Here is an 18,668-nt window from a genome sequence, read left to right as displayed (position 1 = left end):
AAAAATAATATACGAGAAGTTTCTAAAATTGATAATGAAGGGAGTTGAGCTTCTTGAAAAGGATTTCACACATGTTTCCTGTTGTCGTCATTTGTAGCTTTATTCTTATTATTTTTCCAGAGAAATCTTATGCTTGTGATTGTATTAAAGTATCAACAGAAGATGCATTTCCAAAAAATGATGTAGTGTTTGAGGGGAAAGTAATTGAGATTGGAAGGAAAGAAGAGGTTGGCACTGAAGTGTTATTTGAGGTGAAGAAAATTTGGAAAGGGACAACTTCTTCACAAATTATTTTATATACAAATGGTGGTGATTGTATGTTTCGCTTTGTAGAAGGAGGAGAGTACTTAGTATTTTCTACTCAAAGAGGATCAGAAAAACAATTACACACAAATAGTTGTAGTGGAACGAAGAGATTGGATGAGGCAGGGGCGGACAAAGCGGCTTTAAGTCAAATTGCAAAAGTGTCTGTTCCGACGAAGAAAGTGGATTTAAAAGGTGAGATGGTGAGCGGTTTAAATTGGCGGCAAGTTGTTATTATTTCCATTGGTTTGTTATTGATGATTGTTTTTTTTATTTTTGTTGTGAGAAAAACTCGCAAAAAATGACGATTAAAGTAAAAATATAAAGATTTTCTTTCGTGTGATATAGGTTGTTAAACCTTGTGAAAGCGAATTACTTATGCTACACTTTATGTAACTTAAAATGAACGGAGGGGCTTCCTTTGATCTTAATCAGATTACGTCTCAATACTTTGTGCCAATAATTGAATAGCGCTCAAAGGCTCTGTCTGTGTACAGAGTGAACGGGATTGGTCTGCCTATTTTAAAGGAACCCTTTATTAAGCTTATATGTGAAAAAGAGGGAGGGACGAATACGCCCTCTTTTTGTTTTGCCTTTATAAATAGAATGGGATTGTATAGGTGAACGCTTATTGTGGATACGTATACAATCTTGGGACTTTTTGACTATAAAATAGGATGAAAGCATAGCTTTCTTCTATTTCTTTGGTGAACCCTTATCCGTTTACGAAAACACAGGCAGCGACCTGTGTTTTTTATTTTACGTAATCGAAATGGAGGAATAAATATATGGAAGAAGTATTACAAAGAGCAGTTTTAGTTGGAGTAAATGTAGGTAATGAAGATGATTTTGCGTATTCGATGGAAGAGTTAACAAATCTTGCGGAAGCCTGCGATGTAGAGGTAATTGGGCAAGTAACGCAAAATTTACAACGAGTAAATCCGTCGCATTATATCGGAAAAGGAAAGATTGAAGAAGTAGCAGCGTATGTACGCGAAATAGATGCGAATATGGTCATCTTTAATGATGAATTATCTCCTTCACAAATTCGAAATTTAGAAGAGGATTTAGATTGTAAGGTAATTGATCGTACCATTTTAATTTTAGATATTTTTGCGCAACGTGCGAAAACGAAAGAAGCACAGCTACAAGTAGAAGTAGCACATCTTCAGTACATGATGCCTCGTTTAATCGGTCTTCGTGAATCGTTAGGAAGACAGAGCGGCGGCGTTGGTACGAAAAATAAAGGTGTCGGTGAGAAAAAGTTAGAGTTAGATCGTCGTAAAATTGAAGAACAAATTTCAGTTTTAAATAAAGATTTAGAAGCGCTCGTTGCCCAGCGTCAAACACAGCGAAAGCAACGTAAGAAAAATGAAATACCTGTTGTAGCATTAGTAGGTTATACGAATGCAGGAAAGTCAACGACGATGAATGCAATGCTTGAAATTTATAATGGTACAGAAGAAAAGCAAGTATTTGAAAAAGATATGTTATTTGCGACGTTAGAAACATCTGTACGAAATATTGATTTGCCAGATAATAAATCATTTTTATTAACAGATACAGTTGGATTTGTAAGTAAATTACCACATCATCTTGTGAAGGCGTTCCGTTCAACGTTAGAAGAAGTAGCGGAAGCAGATTTACTTATTCACGTCGTAGATTACGCAAATCCAAATTATGAACAATTAATTGATATTACAAATGAAACGTTAAAGAAAATTGGAGTAGAAAATATTCCAACGATCTATGCTTATAACAAATCAGATATGGTGGATGTTGAAATTCCGAAAGTACAAGAAGACCGCGTGTATTTATCTGCGAAGAAACATGTTGGAATGGAAGAGCTTGTAGAAATGATTCGTTCCCATATTTATAAAGAATATACGAAATGTGAAATGTTAATTCCGTATGATCAAGGACAGGTAGTTTCGTATTTCAATAATCATGCGCACGTTTTATCAACGAGTTATGAAAATGAAGGTACGAAACTAGAAGTGGAATGTAAGACGAGCGATTACGAGAAGTATAAGCGTTTTGCAATTTAATGTAAGAGGCAACCCAGTTTGTGATTGGGTTGCCTTTTTCTATAATGTTTTACTGCTGAAAGTTACAAGGATGCAAGTCAATGATGGGAGTTAAGTTATATTTCTGGAAAAAGAAATGAAAGCAGTATAGAATAGAAATGTTTCAAAAGTCAGAATTTATTACACCTACTGTAATAAATATATTTTTTGTACAGAAAGGAGCGATTCACATATGCAGGCAGTTTCGCAAAAAAACACAGTAGAAACACCGACAATATATCGAATATTATTTGCGATTAGCTTTGGACATTTTTTAAATGATTCGATGCAAGCAGTTGTGCCGGCGTTGTTTCCTATTTTGGAAAAAACGATGAATTTATCCTATATGCAAGTAGGGTGGATTGCGTTTGCGTTAAATATGACGTCATCGATTATGCAACCGGTGTTTGGTATGTATTCAGATAAGAAGCCGTCACCATTTTTATTACCACTCGGCATGTTTTCAAGTATGCTTGGAATGATTGGACTCGCGTTTGCACCAAACTTTATTATTGTTATTATTTCTGTTTTATTTATTGGTTTAGGTTCCGCAGTCTTTCATCCAGAAGGCGCTCGTGTTGCGTATATGGCGGCAGGTGCAAAACGAGGGTTAGCGCAAGCGATTTATCAAGTTGGGGGAAACACGGGGAATTCTTTAGCTCCTATTTTTACAGCGCTAATTTTCGTTCCACTCGGTCAAATTGGTTCATTGGGTTTTACAGCATTTGCAGCAGTAGGAATTGCATTATTAATTTTCGTATCGAATTGGTACAAAAATGAATTAGCAACCGGTGCTGTAAGAAGGAAGAAGAGGGCTGCACTTGAGGCGGAAAATGCAATTGTAAGTACACACATTAAATTCGTTATTATACTTCTTGTTTTTCTTACTTTTGTACGCTCTTGGTACGGTGCTGGTATCGGGAATTTCTATCAATTTTACTTAATAGAGCATTACGGTTTATCTATAAAAAATGCCCAGTATTTCGTATTCGCATTTATGATTGCTGGTGTGTTAGGCACTTTCTTCGGAGGACCGTTAGCAGATCGATTTGGTAAGAAAAATATCATCGTATTTTCAATGTTAGGTTCAGCGCCACTTGCACTGTTATTACCACATGTCTCACTTGTGTGGGTCGTACCGTTATTTTTATGTATCGGTTTTATTAGTTCAAGTAGTTTTAGTGTAATTGTTGTATATGCACAAGAGCTTGTGCCTGGAAAAGTGGGAATGGTGTCAGGATTAATCGTAGGTCTTGCATTTGGACTTGGAGCATTAGGTGCTGTAGTTCTTGGGAAATTAGCAGATGTATATAGCCTGCAATTTATTATGCTATTATGTAGTTGTCTACCATTAATTGGACTCACTTCATGGTTACTGCCAAGTGATAAGAAAACGATAGAATAGGGGATGCGCTATGAAATTGTGTGAAAACGTTACGGAATTAATAGGAGATACACCTGTCGTCCGATTATCTAAATTTATTCCGGAAGACGCAGCAGATGTGTATGTGAAACTAGAAATGTTTAATCCATCGCGCAGTGTGAAAGACCGTGCTGCTTATAATTTACTTCACGTTGCAGAAGAGAATGGTCTCATCAAACCAGGAGATACAATTATTGAACCGACAAGCGGGAATACAGGGATTGGTTTAGCGATGAATGCAGCAGCTAAAGGGTATAAAGCGATTTTAATTATGCCAGATAATATGTCAAAAGAGCGTATTAATTTATTGAAAGCATACGGAGCAGAAGTAGTTTTAACACCAGCAGAACAAAGAATGCCAGGAGCAATTGCGAAGGCGTTAGAACTGCAAAAACAAATACCGAATAGTTTTATCCCGCAACAATTTGAAAATCCAGCTAATCCGAATATTCACCGTTATACGACTGCACTTGAAATTTACGAACAAATGGATGGAGAGCTTGATGCTTTTGTTGCAACGGCAGGAACAGGCGGAACGATTACAGGGACTGGTGAAACGTTAAAAGAGAAATTGCCAAACTTATATATTGCAGTAGTGGAACCGAAAGGATCTCCCGTTTTATCCGGTGGTGTACCAGGTCCTCATAAACTAGTAGGAACAAGCCCAGGATTTATTCCGAAAAACTTAAATACAGAAGTGTATAACGAAATTATTCAAATTGCAGATGAAGAGGCTTTAACGACAATGAGAAACTTAGCTAGACAAGAAGGATTATTAGTTGGGCCATCTTCTGGAGCATCTGTTTACGCTGCAATCATGATAGCGAAACGCCTAGGCGTTGGTAAAAAAGTTTTATGTATTGCGCCTGATACAGGTGAACGTTATTTGAGCATGGGGTTATTTGAATAAAAAGGATAGAAACACCTTAATAGTGAATAGCTGCTATTAAGGTGTTTGTTTTATGGAATGAAGAGGGGGAGAAGAACAATGAAACTATTAAAACCAATCCATGAATATAGTGAGCATATTACGGCGTATAGACGAGCGTTTTTACACTCAGGGGAACAACCACATGGAAGTAGTTCTTTACAAAACTTTGATTCTCTTGATGAATGGTTTGAAAAAGTGAGTAAACAAGAACTAGGAGAAAACTTACTAGCTAATCGAGTGTCATCTAGTCAGTTTTTAAGTTTTGAAAAAGGGGAACTTATAGGTTTTGTGAATATTAGACATAGATTAAATCCAGAATTATTACGGGAAAGTGGTCATATTGGATATAGTGTCCATCCGAATAAACGTCGCCACGGTTACGCTACGAAACAACTACAACTTGCATTAGCTGAAGCGCAAAAATTAGGATTGCAGAAAGTATTAATAACTTGCGATAAATCCAATATCGGTTCTGCTAAAACGATTCAAAAGGTTGGAGGTGTGTTAGAAAATGAAGTAGTTTCTTCTCGTACTGGTGAAGTTATTCAGCGCTATTGGATAGAAATATGATTAAGTAGGAATTTGAAAAGGTAATGCAAGCTGTAATATCGAAATAGATAAATGAAATATAGGGGATTACTGCAATTTTAGGGGGAAATGAAATGGGATTAAAAGAGAAAGCGATAGAGATGTCAGAGATTTATAGGAAAAATCCGAAAGTAGAAGCTATTATTTTAGCGGGTTCAGTAGCTAGAAGGCTTGAAGATGAACATTCAGATATAGAATTACATATTTTATGGTCAACACCGCCGGAAGATGAGGATCGTAGGGCCCCTATTTATCATATTGATGGGAAAATATTATCGTATCATCCGTATGAGGAAGAAGAATGGTCGGAAACGTATTTAACGAAAGAGGGAATTAAATTAGAGATTAGTAACTTTTTAACAGAGACAGTAGAGAAAGTGATTTCGGATGTGGTGGATCAATATGATATAAGTTATGAAAAACAATGTATTGTATCATCCATTCATGATGGTGTTAGTTTGTATGGAGAAGGGAAAGTGAATGAATTAAAAGAAAAAGTAGCGGCATATCCAGATGAACTAGCAAAACGGATGATTTCAGAAAATCTATGGTTAAGTAATCGTTGGCACAATCGAAAGGCGCTTTTAAAACGGAAAGATTGGCTTATGCTTTATGACGTTATTTGCGAAGTACAAAGGAACATATTCGGTGTTTTATTTGGTTTGAATAAAATGTACGTACATCATCCAGCGTTTAAATGGATGCCTAATAATGTGGAACGAATGACTATTAAACCTGAAAAATTATATGAACGTATGGCGGACACATTAATAGGGAATCCAGAAAAAAGTGTGCAGGAGTTAGAGTTGCTAATAGAAGAAGTGTTGCAACAAGTTCATACATACGCGCCAGGAGTAAATGTGGATGAGCAAGAAAAATCTATTTTTTATTTTGTGAAATAGAAAATAGTAATAAGGGGGAAGTTATGGGGTTTTTTAATAGGTTTTTTAAAAAAGTTGAAAAAGTAAATGAGCAAGAAGCTACTCTTCATGAATTAAGTGAAGAATTGTATGTTGAATCACCGGTAGAGGAAGCGACTAGTTACTGGGTATCAATGGCACAAAATATAATTGTTAATGCTGTAAAAGCGGCTGACAATGATGTGGAACGTGCCTTCGTGTTATTGAATTTGAAGAAAGGTGAGGCTTCATTTGATATTTTTTATCAAATAAATGGGCAATTGTATTTCTGGGATCAGCTAGAAAATGAGACGATAAGAAATAGAATTCAGAACGAGTTGTTACCGCAAGCTCCAGAAGTTTCAAATGCAGTAAATGAGCAATTTCGTGGAGCTGATCACCCTATAATTTCGTTCGCACAATTGCAGTTTGAATGGGAAACGAAAGCCTGGTTCTCACATATAATTTGGGAAGATAGCCTTGCTGCTCAATTGCCCAAAACTCAAATTCTAAATGAATGGTTTCGTGTAATTAAAGAAGAAACGAAAAATAGACCACTGGATAGTGATGCGAAATTTTCTTGGTATCCATCAAACTCTTAAAAAATGAATACAGAGAGACAGGTTATGTTTCTAGATGATTTGTATTATTGAATAAGTATCAATAATACGTAATTCTTTTTCTATTGCCTGTTAGAATTCGTTATGTACTAAGCTACTTGTTTTCTAAACTAAAACTTATATTTCGAATTTTCAAATAGATTGTAATACATAAAAATTCGAAATATAAGTTGACACTATTTTTAATGTGTGATAAAAATGATAGTAATCAATTCGGAAAATAATATTTGGGCAATGAAAGGGTATAGTAGTGAATATCTCCCTATTTCAGAGAGCTGATGGTTGGTGTGAATCAGTATATAGATTATTCATGAAGTTCGTCCTGGAGCATCTTTCATAAATCTCATATTTTGAGGAAATGAAAGACGGTAGTTTATACCGTTATCAAATAAAGTGGTGAAGATTTTTTCACAACTAGGGTGGTACCGCGATATTTATCGTCCCTACGTATTTACGTAGGGACGTTTTTTATTTAGGTCCTAACTTTGGTGTGGCTTCATAACTAGGGTGGTACCGCGATATTTTATCGTCCCTACGTTTTTGCGTAGGGGCGTTTTTATTTAGGTGGTTTCTTAGTGTTCTTCACAACTAGGGTGGTACCGCGATAATTTTGTCGTCCCTACGTATTTACGTAGGGGCGTTTTTTTATTATTAGGGAGGAAGTGAACGTATTAGAAAAGAGTATTGATAGAACAATATAAATACCGAATTGTAACAAAGAAAAAGAGATAGAGAGGAGATTAACAAATGAATTCACAGCAATGGACATCGAAATTAGGTTTCGTATTAGCTGCAGCAGGTTCGGCAATTGGTCTTGGGGCGATTTGGAAATTCCCATATATGGCCGGCATTGGAGGAGGCGGAGCGTTCTTCCTAATTTTCATCGGTTTCACATTATTAATTGGTTTACCGCTATTATTAGCTGAATTTGTTATTGGAAGAAGTACACAAAAAGAGGCTGTCGATGCATATAGAGAGATTGCTCCTAAAACGTTATGGCCTTGGTTAGGTAAATTAGGAATTGTAACATGTTTCATATTACTTTCTTTCTACAGTGTTGTAGGAGGCTGGATTTTATTATATTTATGGAATGCAATTACAGGTAGACTATGGGAAGGAAATGGAGCATACGAAGCTACGTTTGGTGAAATCATTTCCAATCCATATTTAGCAGTTGGATCACAGCTATTATTCATCCTTATTACTATTTTCATCGTAAGTAAAGGTGTACAAAATGGTGTTGAAAAAGTAAATAAATATTTCATGCCAGCATTATTCGTTTTATTCTTTGTATTAATCGTTCGTGCACTTACATTAGATGGTGCTGGAGAAGGCGTTCGTTTCTTCTTACAACCTGATTTCTCACATGTAACATCAGAAGTTATATTATACGCAATGGGGCAATCGTTCTTCTCATTATCTGTCGGGGTAGCCGTTATGGTAACGTATAGCTCATACTTACCGAAAGAAGAAAGCTTACCACGTTCAGCATTTTCTATCGTAGCCTTAACTCTTGTTATTACATTACTTGCAGGACTTGCAATTTTCCCAGTTGTGTTCGCATTTGGAATGGAACCATCTCAAGGGCCGGGACTATTATTTATCGTGTTGCCAGCTATTTTCAGTAAAATGGCGTTCGGAAAATTATTCTTCATTGTTTTCTTATTACTATTCTTCTTCGCTACGATTACATCAGCAATTTCGATGTTAGAAATTAGTGTTGCATCGTTAACATCAAAAGGTAAAGGGAAACGTGAAAAAATGGCCTTAATCGTAGGGTTATTAATCTTCGTTGTTGGGGTACCATCAGCATTATCATTCGGTATATTAAGTGATCTGAAGATTTTCGGGAAGACAGTCTTTGATTTAGCGGACTATGCAGTAAGTAACGTATTAATGCCACTTGGTGTATTATTAGTTTCTATCTTTGTTCCTTTAAAAATGAAGAAAGATGTATTAATGAAAGAGCTAGGTGTAAGTAAAAATAAAGGTTATAAACTATTCGTATTATGGTTATTCTTACTTCGTTATATCGCACCAATTGCGATTATTATCGTATTCTTAAATGTACTTGGCATTATATAAAAAGAAAGGTAGCGTATCATACAAAGATACGCTACCTTTTTATTTTGCTCTTTTTTGCAATTCATTTACTGTTACGAACTGATAGCCCTTCTTAGATAAAGAATCTAAAATACCTTCAATCGTTTGTAAATTTTCATTAGACTCATCATACATAGAGTGCAGTAAAATGATAGAACCTGGTTTTACATTTTTATTAACGTATTTAATTTTATCAGCCGCAGATTTATAAAAAGTATCGGGCTCAAGATCCCATGTGATTGTTCCGATATTGTTTTTATTTAAATAATATGGCAGCCCTATTAACTTCTTACCGTTAGGGGGCCTAAAATCAATTTCGCCTGTAAATCCTGTTTGGCGGATTAATGAATTCGTTTTTTCTATTTCACCTTTAATAAAAGAAGGTGTTTTGAAAACCATTCTATTATGAGAATATGTATGGTTTCCAAGTTGGTGCCCAGATTGCGCGATAGCTTCACCTAACGATAGATTTTTCTCTAATTCATTTCCAATTAAAAAGAAAGTAGCTTTAGCGTTGTATTTATCTAGTAGCGGTAATATTTGTTTTACATTGTTAGTAGGGCCATCATCAAAAGTTAAAGCGATCACTTTTTCATTTGTTTCTACACGTTGTGTTAAATATCCAAATAATTGAAAGCTTCTTGCGTTCATCAATTTGTATGTTCCGAATAATGCCGTGATAATAAAGAATAGTGTAACGATTGTAATGATAATTTTTTTCTTCATAATGTAACCTCACAATGATTTTTGATTCAATTAAAAAGTATTATATCAAACTAAGTAATTTCGTGCTTTAAGAAGGGTGTGGATGCAAGGAGAAGGAATTTATCATATAATAAAATACAAAAGGTATATTAGGAGGTGTTTATATGGCGATTATAATTCAATTGCCAGACACTGCAACGTCTCATGCAAAGCCAAGTATGGAAATGGCGATACTTTGCGTGAGGTAGACAAGTAATATACAATCGCCTATATGAGCTCGTATCATTTTTTATATTTGGCTTTGCACCTTATTGAAATGAACCATAAAAAATAAGGGGCGAGCAGAAATGAAATACGTAAAAGCTAATGCTGTTTTACCGGAGAGTTTAATTACTGAAATTCAAAAGTATATACAAGGTGAAACAATTTACATTCCGAAACAAGAAACGAAACATTATAAATGGGGTACACGATCTGGCGGAAGAAAACAACTAGATGAAAGAAATAAAGCAATTAAAGAAGCTTTTAAAAGTGGGATTGCTATTCATCAACTTGCAGAAGAATATTTTCTTTCTGGGGAAACGATTAAAAAGATTGTGTATTCTAAATAAGAGGAAAAGAGTCTGATTCATATATTACTTTGAATCAGACTCTTTTTGTTTTATATGTATTGGATATATGAGGTGTGAATGGGCATGATAATAGAAAAAATGTGCCGTTTTTTTATTAAATGGTATACAGAGCATTTGAAAAGTAGAAAGGTGAACATATATGAATCATATTGGACAAATAACGATAGAGCTTTTAGTTGGTTTTTTTGTTCTATTAATTGCTACAAAAATATTAGGGAAAACACAAATATCTCAGCTAACGCCATTTGATTTTATTTCTGCAATCGTCCTAGGTGAGCTCGTTGGAAATTCAATATATGATCCTAAAATTAAAGTATGGTCTATTTTATATTCAGTATTTGTTTGGGTAATTTTAATTTATACTATAGAAGTGATAACACAAAAAGTAAGAGGAACAAGAAGGTTTTTTGAAGGATATCCTTCAATTATTATTCGTAATGGAAAGATTGATCGTGAACAATTAAGCGTAAATCATTTGGATATAAACCAATTACAACAAATGCTTAGGCAACAAAAAGATATATTTTCAATCCGAGAAGTTGAATATATGATATTGGAACCGAACGGAAACATAAGCGTTCTGAAAAAAAGTAAATACGAATCTCCTACTATAAATGATTTAAGTTTAAAACATAAGCCTGTATACTTACCAATTTCATTAATTAGTGATGGAAAAGTAGTTAAGGATAATTTGAGGGAAGCGGGATTTGATGAAGGATGGCTTTATAAACAAATAAAGCAAAAAGGAATTACTAAATTTGAAGACGTATTATATGCGGAATGGAAAACAGATGATGGCTTCTTTTGTCAGGAAATGCAGCGGTAGAGAATAAGTGATATATGTAATGTTTGTTTCTAAGTTATCTTTTACATATCAAAAAACGTAATCATTGTATACAATAAAACTAGATCAACAATTTGTATGGAGTGATAAAGATGGAAGCGTTTATTAGAAGTGATCAATATAATTTTATAAAATCACAAGCTTATATTTTAGCAAACGGGCATGCAACGGCAAATGATAGAGGTGTAATTCAAGCGTTAAAATCGCTTGCGATTGAAAAGATAATACATGTATTTGAGAATTTAACGGATGAACAGAAAGAGTTAATTGATACGGTATTAACAGTTCAAAATAGAGAAGATGCAGAATCATTTTTAATGAAAATAAATCCGTATGTAATTCCGTTTCAAGAAGTTACAGCACAAACATTAAAAAAATTATTTCCTAAAGCGAAAAAGTTAAAACTTCCTGATATGGAAGAAATGGATATGAAAGAAATATCTTATTTAAGCTGGATTGATAAGGGGTCAAGCAGGAAATTTATTATAGCGAAAAATGATAAAAATAAATTTGTTGGTCTGCAAGGAACGTTCCAAAGTTTAAATAAAAAAAGCATTTGTTCGTTATGTCATGGACATGAAGAAGTAGGAATGTTTTTAGTTGAAATTAAAGGCGATGTACCAGGAACTTTCGTTAAAAAGGGAAACTACATTTGCAAAGATGGTGTAGCTTGCAATCAGAATATGAAATCGCTAGATAAATTGAACGATTTTATTGAACGCTTGAAGAAATAACGAGAAAACCTCTAGTATTTAAACTGGAGGTTTTTATTTTTTGAAGAAGTACAATAAGCTTTCTTTGTAAATGTAGATTTATAATGAAATTTGATAAAAATATCTATTATGATACAGTTGCTTATATGCAAGGAGGTAAAACATGGATTACCTTTTATCGAAAGAAAAAGTGAAGCGATGGCCCAAAGATATGATAGCGGCGGGGCGTTGTCATACAGTTGGCCTGAAATCGGATGGCACGGTAGTAGCGGTGGGCCGGAATAAAGAAGGGGAATGTAATGTAAGTGGCTGGCGAGATATTGAAGCAGTCGCAGTGGGCAATGTTCATATGGCAACGAACACGGGTAATGCTCATACAATCGGTCTTACATGTGACAGTACTGCGGTAGCAGTGGGTTGGAATAAGCATGAACAATGTGATGTAAACGATTGGCATAATATTGTAGCGGTTGCGGCAGGGTGGCGTCGTACTATTGGCCTGAAATCGGATGGCACGGTAGTAGCGGTGGGCCGAAATAAAGAAGGAGAATGCAATGTAAGCAGTTGGCAAGGTATTGTGGCAGTCACAGCGGGTGACTGGCATACAGTCGGTCTTAAATTGGACGGCACATTGACGACTGTGGGGAATAATCGATATGGTCAATGCAATGTAAGTAGCTGGCGAGGTATTGTAGCGGTCAAGGCTGGGTATCTTCATACTGTTGGTCTTAAACGAGACGGTACGGTGACAGCAGTGGGGAATGATAAACATAACCAGTGTGATGTAAGTGGCTGGCGAGATATTGTAGCAATAGCGGCTGGTACGAATCATACAATCGGACTTAAATCAAACGGTACCGTGGTGGCAGTGGGTTGGAATGAGTATGGTCAATGTAACGTAAGTGATTGGAGAGATATTGTAGCGATAGCGGCTGGTTGTGCACATACAGTCGGACTAAAATCAGACGGCACGGTGATCGCGGTAGGTAATAATGAATTTGGCCAATGCGATGTAGTTAGCTGGCGCGACATTCGGTTACCTGGCAAATAGTCAATTTACAATAAATCATTAGTAATATTATTCTATTTTAGGAGTAATTATGGAATAGGATATGTAGAAAATAATTAAACTTAAATCTGCTGAATAAGAATCTCTTTTGAAAAGGGATTCTTATTATTTTTCATAAAATGAGGGTGTAAATGGAATTTTTGAACAAATTTTATTTCAAAATTACAGTAGAAGATATAAATTAAAAAGTATAGAGGAGATAAAGGAATGCTTAAAAGGTTTTTACTTTCTTTACCGGATGTTTTACTTATATGTATCGTTCTCTACATAATGTACACAAATTCTTTTAGTTTTGGACAGATGCTAGTAATTTCCATTGCAATCGGAATTATTGGTGGTCTTGCTATTAGAATTTGTAAGGATGTATTCACGTATATAAGATGGACAATTAAACAAAGAAAAAATTGAATATGTTTAATAGTTATTAGGAGGGAATGAAATGACTAAGAAAAAGAATAGAGTGAAAAACGAGATAATACTTTGGTCACTAACAGCAATTGTTCTGTTAATTGTATGGTACTTTTATCAAAAATAAAAACGCAACGTACTAAAAAAGCACGATGCGTTTTTATTATTTTTTTTGCCAATTTTCTTTTATAAAGTCTTCACGCCCAGATTCTTTTTGCTCAGTAGCATATTTCTCTGGATTCTTTTTATAGAAATGTTGGTGGTATTCCTCTGCTTCGTAAAAAGGTGCAGCAGGACGAATTTCAGTCACGATTGGATCTTTAAACATACCGCTTTCTGCAAGAGCTTGTTTTGATTTTTCAGCAAGCCCTTTTTGTGTTTCGTTATGGTAAAAAATAGCGGTACGATAAGATGGACCACGGTCAAAAAATTGTCCGCCATCGTCAGTTGGATCGATTTGTGGCCAATATAAGTCTAGTAATTTCTGATAAGGAAAAATAGAAGGATCGAATGTAATTTGAACAACTTCTAAATGTCCAGATGTTCCAGCTTTTACTTGTTCATATGTTGGATTTTCTACATGACCTCCTGCATAGCCAGAAAGTACTTTATGAATACCAGGAAGTTCATCAAATGGTTTTACCATGCACCAAAAGCAACCGCCTGCGAAGGTTGCGAGTTCGTATGTTTTTTCGGACATTGCTGTAATCCTCCTAAATGTATATGTTTTATATAGTATTATATAAATTGTTTTATTGCGCAATAAAAAAGATTTGAAAATATATGTTTTTTATAAACAAGATCCTCCGCTCACATCAATTAATTGTCCAGTAACCCAGCGGCTGTCTGGAGAAGCAAGGAATGCAGCAGTATCGGCAATGTCTTCTACTTCACCTAAGCGATTGAAAGCGGAAATAGTAGTAGCGTACTGCTTCATCATTGGGTCGCTCAAGAGTTCTGCATTCATATCTGTTTTAATAAACCCTGGAAGTATTGCATTCACCGTTATTCCTCGTGCTCCAAGCTGTTTTGCTAGCGTAAAAGTCATTGTATTAATAGCGCCTTTCGTCATACTATATGCAACAAAATCAGGTAAAGAAATGCGGGTGGCAGCGGATGAAATATTAATAATTCGGCTATTGTCACGTAAACGTGGTAGTGCTAGTTGAATGATAAAGAATGGAGCTTTTGCATTTACTGAAACCATTCTATCAAAAAATTGTTCAGTCGTTTCTTCAATAAAAGCACCAGGACCAATGCCAGCATTGTTTATTAAAATATCAAATTGTGTTTCACCAGTGCGCATTTGTAATTCAGTATCTAAAGCGTTATAAAGGTTTTCTACACCGTGTAAGGATTCTAAATTTGCGCCGATAGAAAAAGCTTGGCCACCATCTGATCGAATTTCATGAACAGTTTCTTCAGCGTCATCTTTTCGATTACCGTAATGAACAGCAACCAATGCACCGTCATTTGCTAAACGTTTAGCGATTGCTCGTCCAATTCCTCGGCTTGCTCCTGTAACTAACGCTACTTTCCCTTTTAACATAGTTTCCTCATCTCCCCATAAACTTTATAAGTTTTTCTTTATGTAGTAATGCAAACATACTTAAGTAATATATGAGTGTATGTAAGTAATGCATTCCAATTTTGATTTGAGAAAAAATAAATAGAATGAATTTTGATTTTTTTGAAAAAACATGTTGACAAGGAAAAGAACAACGTCCTATAATACGTGTAACAAATAAAAGTTAATTAAGAATTTTCTAACTTTACATGTTGTATATGCAAAGAAGAGGAAAGTAGATGATTATGATCGTTTCAGAGAGCTACTCCAAGGCTGTGAGGGTAGTAACAATCGAATCATTGAAGATCACCTCGGAGCATCGCTTGCGAAAGGGAAACTGAGTAGAGGGCGGCGGCATCGTCTCCGGTAAAAGGACGGAGGTCTGATTGGACCTACAAAGCTTATATTTCGTGAGAAGTATAAGGAAGCTGAGTGGTAACGCGAAACTCTCGCCTCAGCAATCAAAGCTACTAAATTGTAGTAGTTGATTGCTGAGGCGAGAGTTTTTATTTTTAAAAATAGAAGAAGAGAATGCGTAGAAGAGGAGAGTAAATGATAAAGATTGTTTCAGAGAGCTGCCCCGAGGCTGTGAGGGTGGTAACAATTCACTCATTGAAAATCACCTTGGAGCACTACTTTTGAAAACTAGTAAAAAGTAGCGGGGTTGTTCCCGATAGAAAAACAAAAGTCTAATTGGACTTGCAGAGCTTATATTTCGTGAGAAGTATAAGGAAGCTGAGTGGTACCACGATTCCCTCGTCTCAGTAATGGATTGCTACAAGTATGTAAGTAATCGATTGTTGAGACGAGTATATTTTTAAGGTTTATATACTGAATATTCTGTTAAAAATACTCATCTCAGCAATCGATGTAGAAATAGATTGCAAAAAATAGAGAAAAAAAGAGGAGCGATGTGAGATGGGAAACCAGTACATTTACATGAATGGGGAATTTGTAGAAAAAGAAAAGGCAGTTGTTTCAGTATATGATCACGGTTTTTTATACGGAGACGGTGTATTTGAAGGGATTCGTAGTTACGGTGGAAATGTATTTTGTTTAAAAGAACATGTGAAACGATTGTATGAATCAGCGAAATCTATTTTACTAACAATTCCAATGACGGTAGAAGAAATGGAAGAAGCAGTTTTACATACACTCCAAAAAAACGAATATACTGATGCTTACATTCGCTTAATTGTCTCAAGAGGAAAAGGTGACTTAGGGCTCGATCCGAGAAGTTGTGTGAAGCCGAGCGTAATTATCATTGCAGAACAATTAAAGTTATTCCCACAAGAATTTTATGATAATGGGCTAAGCGTTGTATCTGTTGCATCAAGACGTAATACGCCAGATGCGTTAGATCCACGTATTAAGTCAATGAATTATTTAAATAACGTACTTGTAAAAATTGAAGCAGCACAAGCAGGAGTGTTAGAGGCTCTTATGTTAAATCAACAAGGATATGTTTGTGAAGGTTCTGGTGATAATGTTTTCGTTGTGAAAGATGGAAAAGTATTAACCCCGCCATCCTATTTAGGAGCATTAGAAGGTATTACGAGAAATAGTGTTATCGAGCTATGTGAGCGACTGAGTATTCCGTGTGAGGAAAGACCGTTCACTCGCCATGACGTATATGTAGCGGATGAAGTATTTTTAACAGGAACAGCAGCGGAGTTAATTCCAGTTGTAAAAGTTGATTCGAGAGAAATTGGAGATGGGAAACCAGGAAGTGTAACGAAACAATTGACCGAAGAATTTAAAAAATTAACGAGAGAAAGAGGAGTACGTGTTCCCGGGCTGACGGAAAGCTTAGCGTAAATAAGGAGAGGAGTTAATGGAAATGAAGCAGCAGTATACAGCGTATGAGAAGTTACAGTATGAAGAAATGACAGGCGCTGGGCACGTGATTCAATGTTTGAAGAAATTGGGTGTAACGACCGTTTTCGGCTATCCAGGCGGAGCGATTTTACCAGTATACGATGCGTTATACGAAAGTGGTTTGAAACATGTTTTAACTCGTCATGAGCAAGCTGCCATTCATGCGGCTGAAGGATATGCGAGAGCTTCTGGAAAGGTCGGGGTAGTCTTTGCTACCTCTGGCCCAGGGGCGACAAATTTAGTTACGGGCTTAGCAGACGCTTATATGGATTCGATTCCTTTAGTTGTCATTACCGGTCAAGTTGCGACGCCTTTAATTGGTAAAGATGGATTTCAAGAAGCGGATGTTGTCGGAATTACAGTACCTGTTACGAAGCATAATTACCAAGTTCGTGATGTAAATCATGTATCACAAGTTGTGCAAGAAGCTTTTTACATCGCCAAAAGCGGACGACCGGGACCAGTATTAATCGATATTCCAAAAGATGTTCAAAATGCAAAAGTCACCAGTTTCTTTAATGAAGAAGTTGATATTCCGGGGTACAAACCAGAACTTGTACCAGACAGCATGAAACTTAGAGAGGTGGCTAAAGCAATTTCAAAATCAAAGCGTCCACTTCTTTATATTGGAGGAGGTGTCATTCATTCAGGTGGATCCGATGAACTCTTCGAATTCGCAAGGGAGAACCGTATTCCAGTCGTTTCAACTTTAATGGGACTTGGTGCATATCCACCGGGAGATCCATTGTTTCTAGGGATGCTTGGTATGCATGGGACATACGCTGCTAATATGGCGGTAACAGAATGTGATTTATTACTTGCATTAGGTGTTCGCTTCGATGATCGTGTAACAGGAAAATTAGAACTTTTTTCTCCGCACTCGAAAAAAGTACATATTGATATTGATCCTTCTGAGTTTCATAAAAATATAACTGTAGAGCATCCGATTGTTGGTGATGTAAAAAAAGCGTTACACATGTTGTTACATATGTCTATTTATACCCAAACAGACGAATGGCTTCAGAAAGTAAAGGCATGGAAAGAAGAATATCCACTTTCTTATAAGCAAAAAGAATCTGAGTTAAAACCACAGCATGTGATCAACTTAGTAAGTGAATTAACGAATGGTGAAGCGATTGTCACAACAGAAGTAGGACAGCATCAAATGTGGGCTGCTCACTTCTATAAAGCAAGAAAACCTCGGACGTTCCTTACTTCTGGAGGATTAGGAACGATGGGGTTTGGTTTTCCAGCAGCAATCGGTGCTCAGCTAGCTAAAAAAGAAGAACTTGTTATTTGTATTGCAGGTGATGCTTCTTTTCAAATGAACATTCAAGAACTACAAACAATTGCTGAAAATAATATCCCTGTAAAAGTATTTATCATAAATAACAAATTTTTAGGGATGGTAAGGCAATGGCAAGAAATGTTTTATGAAAATCGTTTATCAGAGTCAAAAATTGGATCACCAGATTTTGTGAAAGTAGCAGAAGCTTATGGAGTAAAGGGATTAAGAGCAACAAATTCAACCGAGGCGAAACAAGTGATGTTAGAAGCATTTGCTCACGAAGGTCCTGTCGTAGTTGATTTTTGTGTAGAAGAAGGTGAAAACGTATTTCCGATGGTTCCGCCAAACAAAGGAAATAACGAAATGATTATGAAGAGGTGGGAAGAATGAGTCATACTTTTTCACTCGTTATTCATAACGAGCCAAGTGTCTTATTACGTATAAGTGGGATTTTTGCTCGACGTGGTTATTATATTTCTTCTTTACATTTAAATGAAAGAGATACTAGTGGTGTTTCTGAAATGAAACTCACAGCAGTTTGTACTGAAAATGAAGCGACATTACTTGTTAGTCAGTTGAAAAAATTAATTGATGTTCTGCAAGTAAATAAATTATAAGGAGTGTATGGAAT

Annotated in this window: 19 protein-coding genes and 2 other annotated features; of the genes, 16 read left to right on the top strand and 3 right to left on the bottom strand. The window is 35.8% G+C overall.

All coding sequences use genetic code 11. From position 1 onward, the window contains the following. Window positions 1–71: 71 nt before the first annotated feature. From GBN91_RS06780 to GBN91_RS06745, 8 genes are all read left to right on the top strand, one after another. Complete coding sequence (locus GBN91_RS06780; RefSeq protein WP_006916925.1) at window positions 72–608, top strand: hypothetical protein; 537 nt, start codon at window positions 72–74, stop codon at window positions 606–608. 483 nt (window positions 609–1,091) lie between these two features. Beyond that, a complete protein-coding gene (gene hflX / locus GBN91_RS06775; protein ID WP_000393291.1) occupies window positions 1,092–2,351 on the top strand; it encodes a GTPase HflX in 1,260 nt (419 codons plus the stop codon). A 211-nt stretch (window positions 2,352–2,562) separates the two neighbouring features. Further along, entirely contained in the window at window positions 2,563–3,774 is a 1,212-nt protein-coding gene (locus tag GBN91_RS06770) for an MFS transporter (protein ID WP_001149413.1), read from the top strand. A 10-nt stretch (window positions 3,775–3,784) separates the two neighbouring features. After that, window positions 3,785–4,702: a cysteine synthase A gene (cysK, locus tag GBN91_RS06765; RefSeq protein ID WP_000762273.1), complete on the top strand. Its 918-nt coding sequence runs from the start codon at window positions 3,785–3,787 to the stop codon at window positions 4,700–4,702. A 78-nt stretch (window positions 4,703–4,780) separates the two neighbouring features. After that, a complete protein-coding gene (locus GBN91_RS06760; protein WP_000771277.1) occupies window positions 4,781–5,293 on the top strand; it encodes a GNAT family N-acetyltransferase in 513 nt (170 codons plus the stop codon). Window positions 5,294–5,385: 92 nt separating this feature from the next. Further along, window positions 5,386–6,213 (top strand): DUF4037 domain-containing protein, encoded by an 828-nt coding sequence (locus tag GBN91_RS06755; protein WP_000523181.1) that lies wholly within the window; start codon window positions 5,386–5,388, stop codon window positions 6,211–6,213. Between the two features lie 23 nt (window positions 6,214–6,236). After that, a complete protein-coding gene (locus GBN91_RS06750; protein ID WP_000505545.1) occupies window positions 6,237–6,812 on the top strand; it encodes a hypothetical protein in 576 nt (191 codons plus the stop codon). A 243-nt stretch (window positions 6,813–7,055) separates the two neighbouring features. Then, window positions 7,056–7,278, top strand: a binding site (T-box leader). 299 nt (window positions 7,279–7,577) lie between these two features. Then, window positions 7,578–8,915, top strand: coding sequence for a sodium-dependent transporter (locus GBN91_RS06745; protein WP_001088187.1), 1,338 nt, complete (start codon window positions 7,578–7,580; stop codon window positions 8,913–8,915). Between the two features lie 39 nt (window positions 8,916–8,954). On the opposite strand, the gene GBN91_RS06740 is transcribed toward GBN91_RS06745, so the two are convergent. Then, window positions 8,955–9,659, bottom strand: coding sequence for a polysaccharide deacetylase family protein (locus GBN91_RS06740; RefSeq protein ID WP_000726866.1), 705 nt, complete (start codon window positions 9,657–9,659; stop codon window positions 8,955–8,957). Window positions 9,660–9,985: 326 nt separating this feature from the next. Here GBN91_RS06740 and GBN91_RS06735 point away from each other — a divergent pair, with 326 nt between their 5' ends. From GBN91_RS06735 to GBN91_RS06715, 5 genes are all read left to right on the top strand, one after another. Further along, the gene (locus GBN91_RS06735; RefSeq protein WP_000878325.1) at window positions 9,986–10,249 is read left to right on the top strand and encodes a CD3324 family protein; all 264 of its coding nucleotides are present in this window, start codon (window positions 9,986–9,988) and stop codon (window positions 10,247–10,249) included. A 160-nt stretch (window positions 10,250–10,409) separates the two neighbouring features. Then, on the top strand, window positions 10,410–11,096 hold the full coding sequence (locus tag GBN91_RS06730) for a DUF421 domain-containing protein (protein ID WP_001015543.1): 687 nt from the start codon (window positions 10,410–10,412) through the stop codon (window positions 11,094–11,096). A gap of 110 nt (window positions 11,097–11,206) precedes the next feature. Continuing rightward, on the top strand, window positions 11,207–11,848 hold the full coding sequence (locus GBN91_RS06725) for a FusB/FusC family EF-G-binding protein (RefSeq protein WP_000387074.1): 642 nt from the start codon (window positions 11,207–11,209) through the stop codon (window positions 11,846–11,848). Between the two features lie 142 nt (window positions 11,849–11,990). Continuing rightward, window positions 11,991–12,878, top strand: a complete 888-nt coding sequence (locus GBN91_RS06720; protein WP_000385092.1) for an RCC1 domain-containing protein — start codon at window positions 11,991–11,993, stop codon at window positions 12,876–12,878. 225 nt (window positions 12,879–13,103) lie between these two features. Further along, complete coding sequence (locus GBN91_RS06715) at window positions 13,104–13,304, top strand: hypothetical protein (RefSeq protein ID WP_000919314.1); 201 nt, start codon at window positions 13,104–13,106, stop codon at window positions 13,302–13,304. Between the two features lie 163 nt (window positions 13,305–13,467). On the opposite strand, the gene msrA is transcribed toward GBN91_RS06715, so the two are convergent. Both msrA and GBN91_RS06705 read right to left on the bottom strand, forming a co-directional pair. After that, the gene (gene msrA, locus GBN91_RS06710) at window positions 13,468–14,004 is read right to left on the bottom strand and encodes a peptide-methionine (S)-S-oxide reductase MsrA (protein ID WP_001291883.1); all 537 of its coding nucleotides are present in this window, start codon (window positions 14,002–14,004) and stop codon (window positions 13,468–13,470) included. A gap of 90 nt (window positions 14,005–14,094) precedes the next feature. Then, window positions 14,095–14,853: an SDR family oxidoreductase gene (locus GBN91_RS06705; protein WP_065228619.1), complete on the bottom strand. Its 759-nt coding sequence runs from the start codon at window positions 14,851–14,853 to the stop codon at window positions 14,095–14,097. A gap of 545 nt (window positions 14,854–15,398) precedes the next feature. Next, window positions 15,399–15,638 (top strand) — a binding site (T-box leader). 151 nt (window positions 15,639–15,789) lie between these two features. Between GBN91_RS06705 and ilvE the strand changes: the two genes are divergently transcribed. From ilvE to GBN91_RS06690, 3 genes are read left to right on the top strand one after another with little or no spacing between them, the layout of a single operon-like run. Continuing rightward, window positions 15,790–16,689: a branched-chain-amino-acid transaminase gene (gene ilvE, locus GBN91_RS06700; RefSeq protein WP_000528161.1), complete on the top strand. Its 900-nt coding sequence runs from the start codon at window positions 15,790–15,792 to the stop codon at window positions 16,687–16,689. A 22-nt stretch (window positions 16,690–16,711) separates the two neighbouring features. Further along, entirely contained in the window at window positions 16,712–18,427 is a 1,716-nt protein-coding gene (ilvB, locus tag GBN91_RS06695) for an acetolactate synthase large subunit (protein WP_152121472.1), read from the top strand. Then, window positions 18,424–18,654, top strand: coding sequence for an ACT domain-containing protein (locus tag GBN91_RS06690; protein ID WP_000019916.1), 231 nt, complete (start codon window positions 18,424–18,426; stop codon window positions 18,652–18,654). The genes ilvB and GBN91_RS06690 overlap by 4 nt, the downstream gene beginning before the upstream one ends. The last annotated feature ends 14 nt before the right edge of the window (window positions 18,655–18,668 follow it).

Source organism: Bacillus sp. B1-WWTP-T-0.5-Post-4 (genome assembly GCF_009183795.1).
Taxonomy (GTDB): domain Bacteria; phylum Bacillota; class Bacilli; order Bacillales; family Bacillaceae_G; genus Bacillus_A; species Bacillus_A cereus.
Note: the sequence above shows the minus strand (reverse complement) of the source record. Positions and strands in the feature narration are given on the sequence as shown.

What these genes read in the sequence shown, in the direction of transcription:
- hflX (WP_000393291.1), top strand. Translation starts at nt 1,092, where the DNA reads ATGGAAGAAGTATTACAAAGAGCAGTTTTAGTTGGAGTAAATGTAGGT.
- msrA (WP_001291883.1), bottom strand. Translation starts at nt 14,004, where the DNA reads ATGTCCGAAAAAACATACGAACTCGCAACCTTCGCAGGCGGTTGCTTT.
- GBN91_RS06740 (WP_000726866.1), bottom strand. Translation starts at nt 9,659, where the DNA reads ATGAAGAAAAAAATTATCATTACAATCGTTACACTATTCTTTATTATC.
- GBN91_RS06755 (WP_000523181.1), top strand. Translation starts at nt 5,386, where the DNA reads ATGGGATTAAAAGAGAAAGCGATAGAGATGTCAGAGATTTATAGGAAA.
- GBN91_RS06720 (WP_000385092.1), top strand. Translation starts at nt 11,991, where the DNA reads ATGGATTACCTTTTATCGAAAGAAAAAGTGAAGCGATGGCCCAAAGAT.
- GBN91_RS06715 (WP_000919314.1), top strand. Translation starts at nt 13,104, where the DNA reads ATGCTTAAAAGGTTTTTACTTTCTTTACCGGATGTTTTACTTATATGT.
- ilvB (WP_152121472.1), top strand. Translation starts at nt 16,712, where the DNA reads ATGAAGCAGCAGTATACAGCGTATGAGAAGTTACAGTATGAAGAAATG.
- GBN91_RS06735 (WP_000878325.1), top strand. Translation starts at nt 9,986, where the DNA reads ATGAAATACGTAAAAGCTAATGCTGTTTTACCGGAGAGTTTAATTACT.
- GBN91_RS06750 (WP_000505545.1), top strand. Translation starts at nt 6,237, where the DNA reads ATGGGGTTTTTTAATAGGTTTTTTAAAAAAGTTGAAAAAGTAAATGAG.
- GBN91_RS06770 (WP_001149413.1), top strand. Translation starts at nt 2,563, where the DNA reads ATGCAGGCAGTTTCGCAAAAAAACACAGTAGAAACACCGACAATATAT.
- GBN91_RS06705 (WP_065228619.1), bottom strand. Translation starts at nt 14,853, where the DNA reads ATGTTAAAAGGGAAAGTAGCGTTAGTTACAGGAGCAAGCCGAGGAATT.
- GBN91_RS06690 (WP_000019916.1), top strand. Translation starts at nt 18,424, where the DNA reads ATGAGTCATACTTTTTCACTCGTTATTCATAACGAGCCAAGTGTCTTA.
- GBN91_RS06730 (WP_001015543.1), top strand. Translation starts at nt 10,410, where the DNA reads ATGAATCATATTGGACAAATAACGATAGAGCTTTTAGTTGGTTTTTTT.
- GBN91_RS06725 (WP_000387074.1), top strand. Translation starts at nt 11,207, where the DNA reads ATGGAAGCGTTTATTAGAAGTGATCAATATAATTTTATAAAATCACAA.
- GBN91_RS06780 (WP_006916925.1), top strand. Translation starts at nt 72, where the DNA reads ATGTTTCCTGTTGTCGTCATTTGTAGCTTTATTCTTATTATTTTTCCA.
- GBN91_RS06760 (WP_000771277.1), top strand. Translation starts at nt 4,781, where the DNA reads ATGAAACTATTAAAACCAATCCATGAATATAGTGAGCATATTACGGCG.
- ilvE (WP_000528161.1), top strand. Translation starts at nt 15,790, where the DNA reads ATGGGAAACCAGTACATTTACATGAATGGGGAATTTGTAGAAAAAGAA.
- cysK (WP_000762273.1), top strand. Translation starts at nt 3,785, where the DNA reads ATGAAATTGTGTGAAAACGTTACGGAATTAATAGGAGATACACCTGTC.
- GBN91_RS06745 (WP_001088187.1), top strand. Translation starts at nt 7,578, where the DNA reads ATGAATTCACAGCAATGGACATCGAAATTAGGTTTCGTATTAGCTGCA.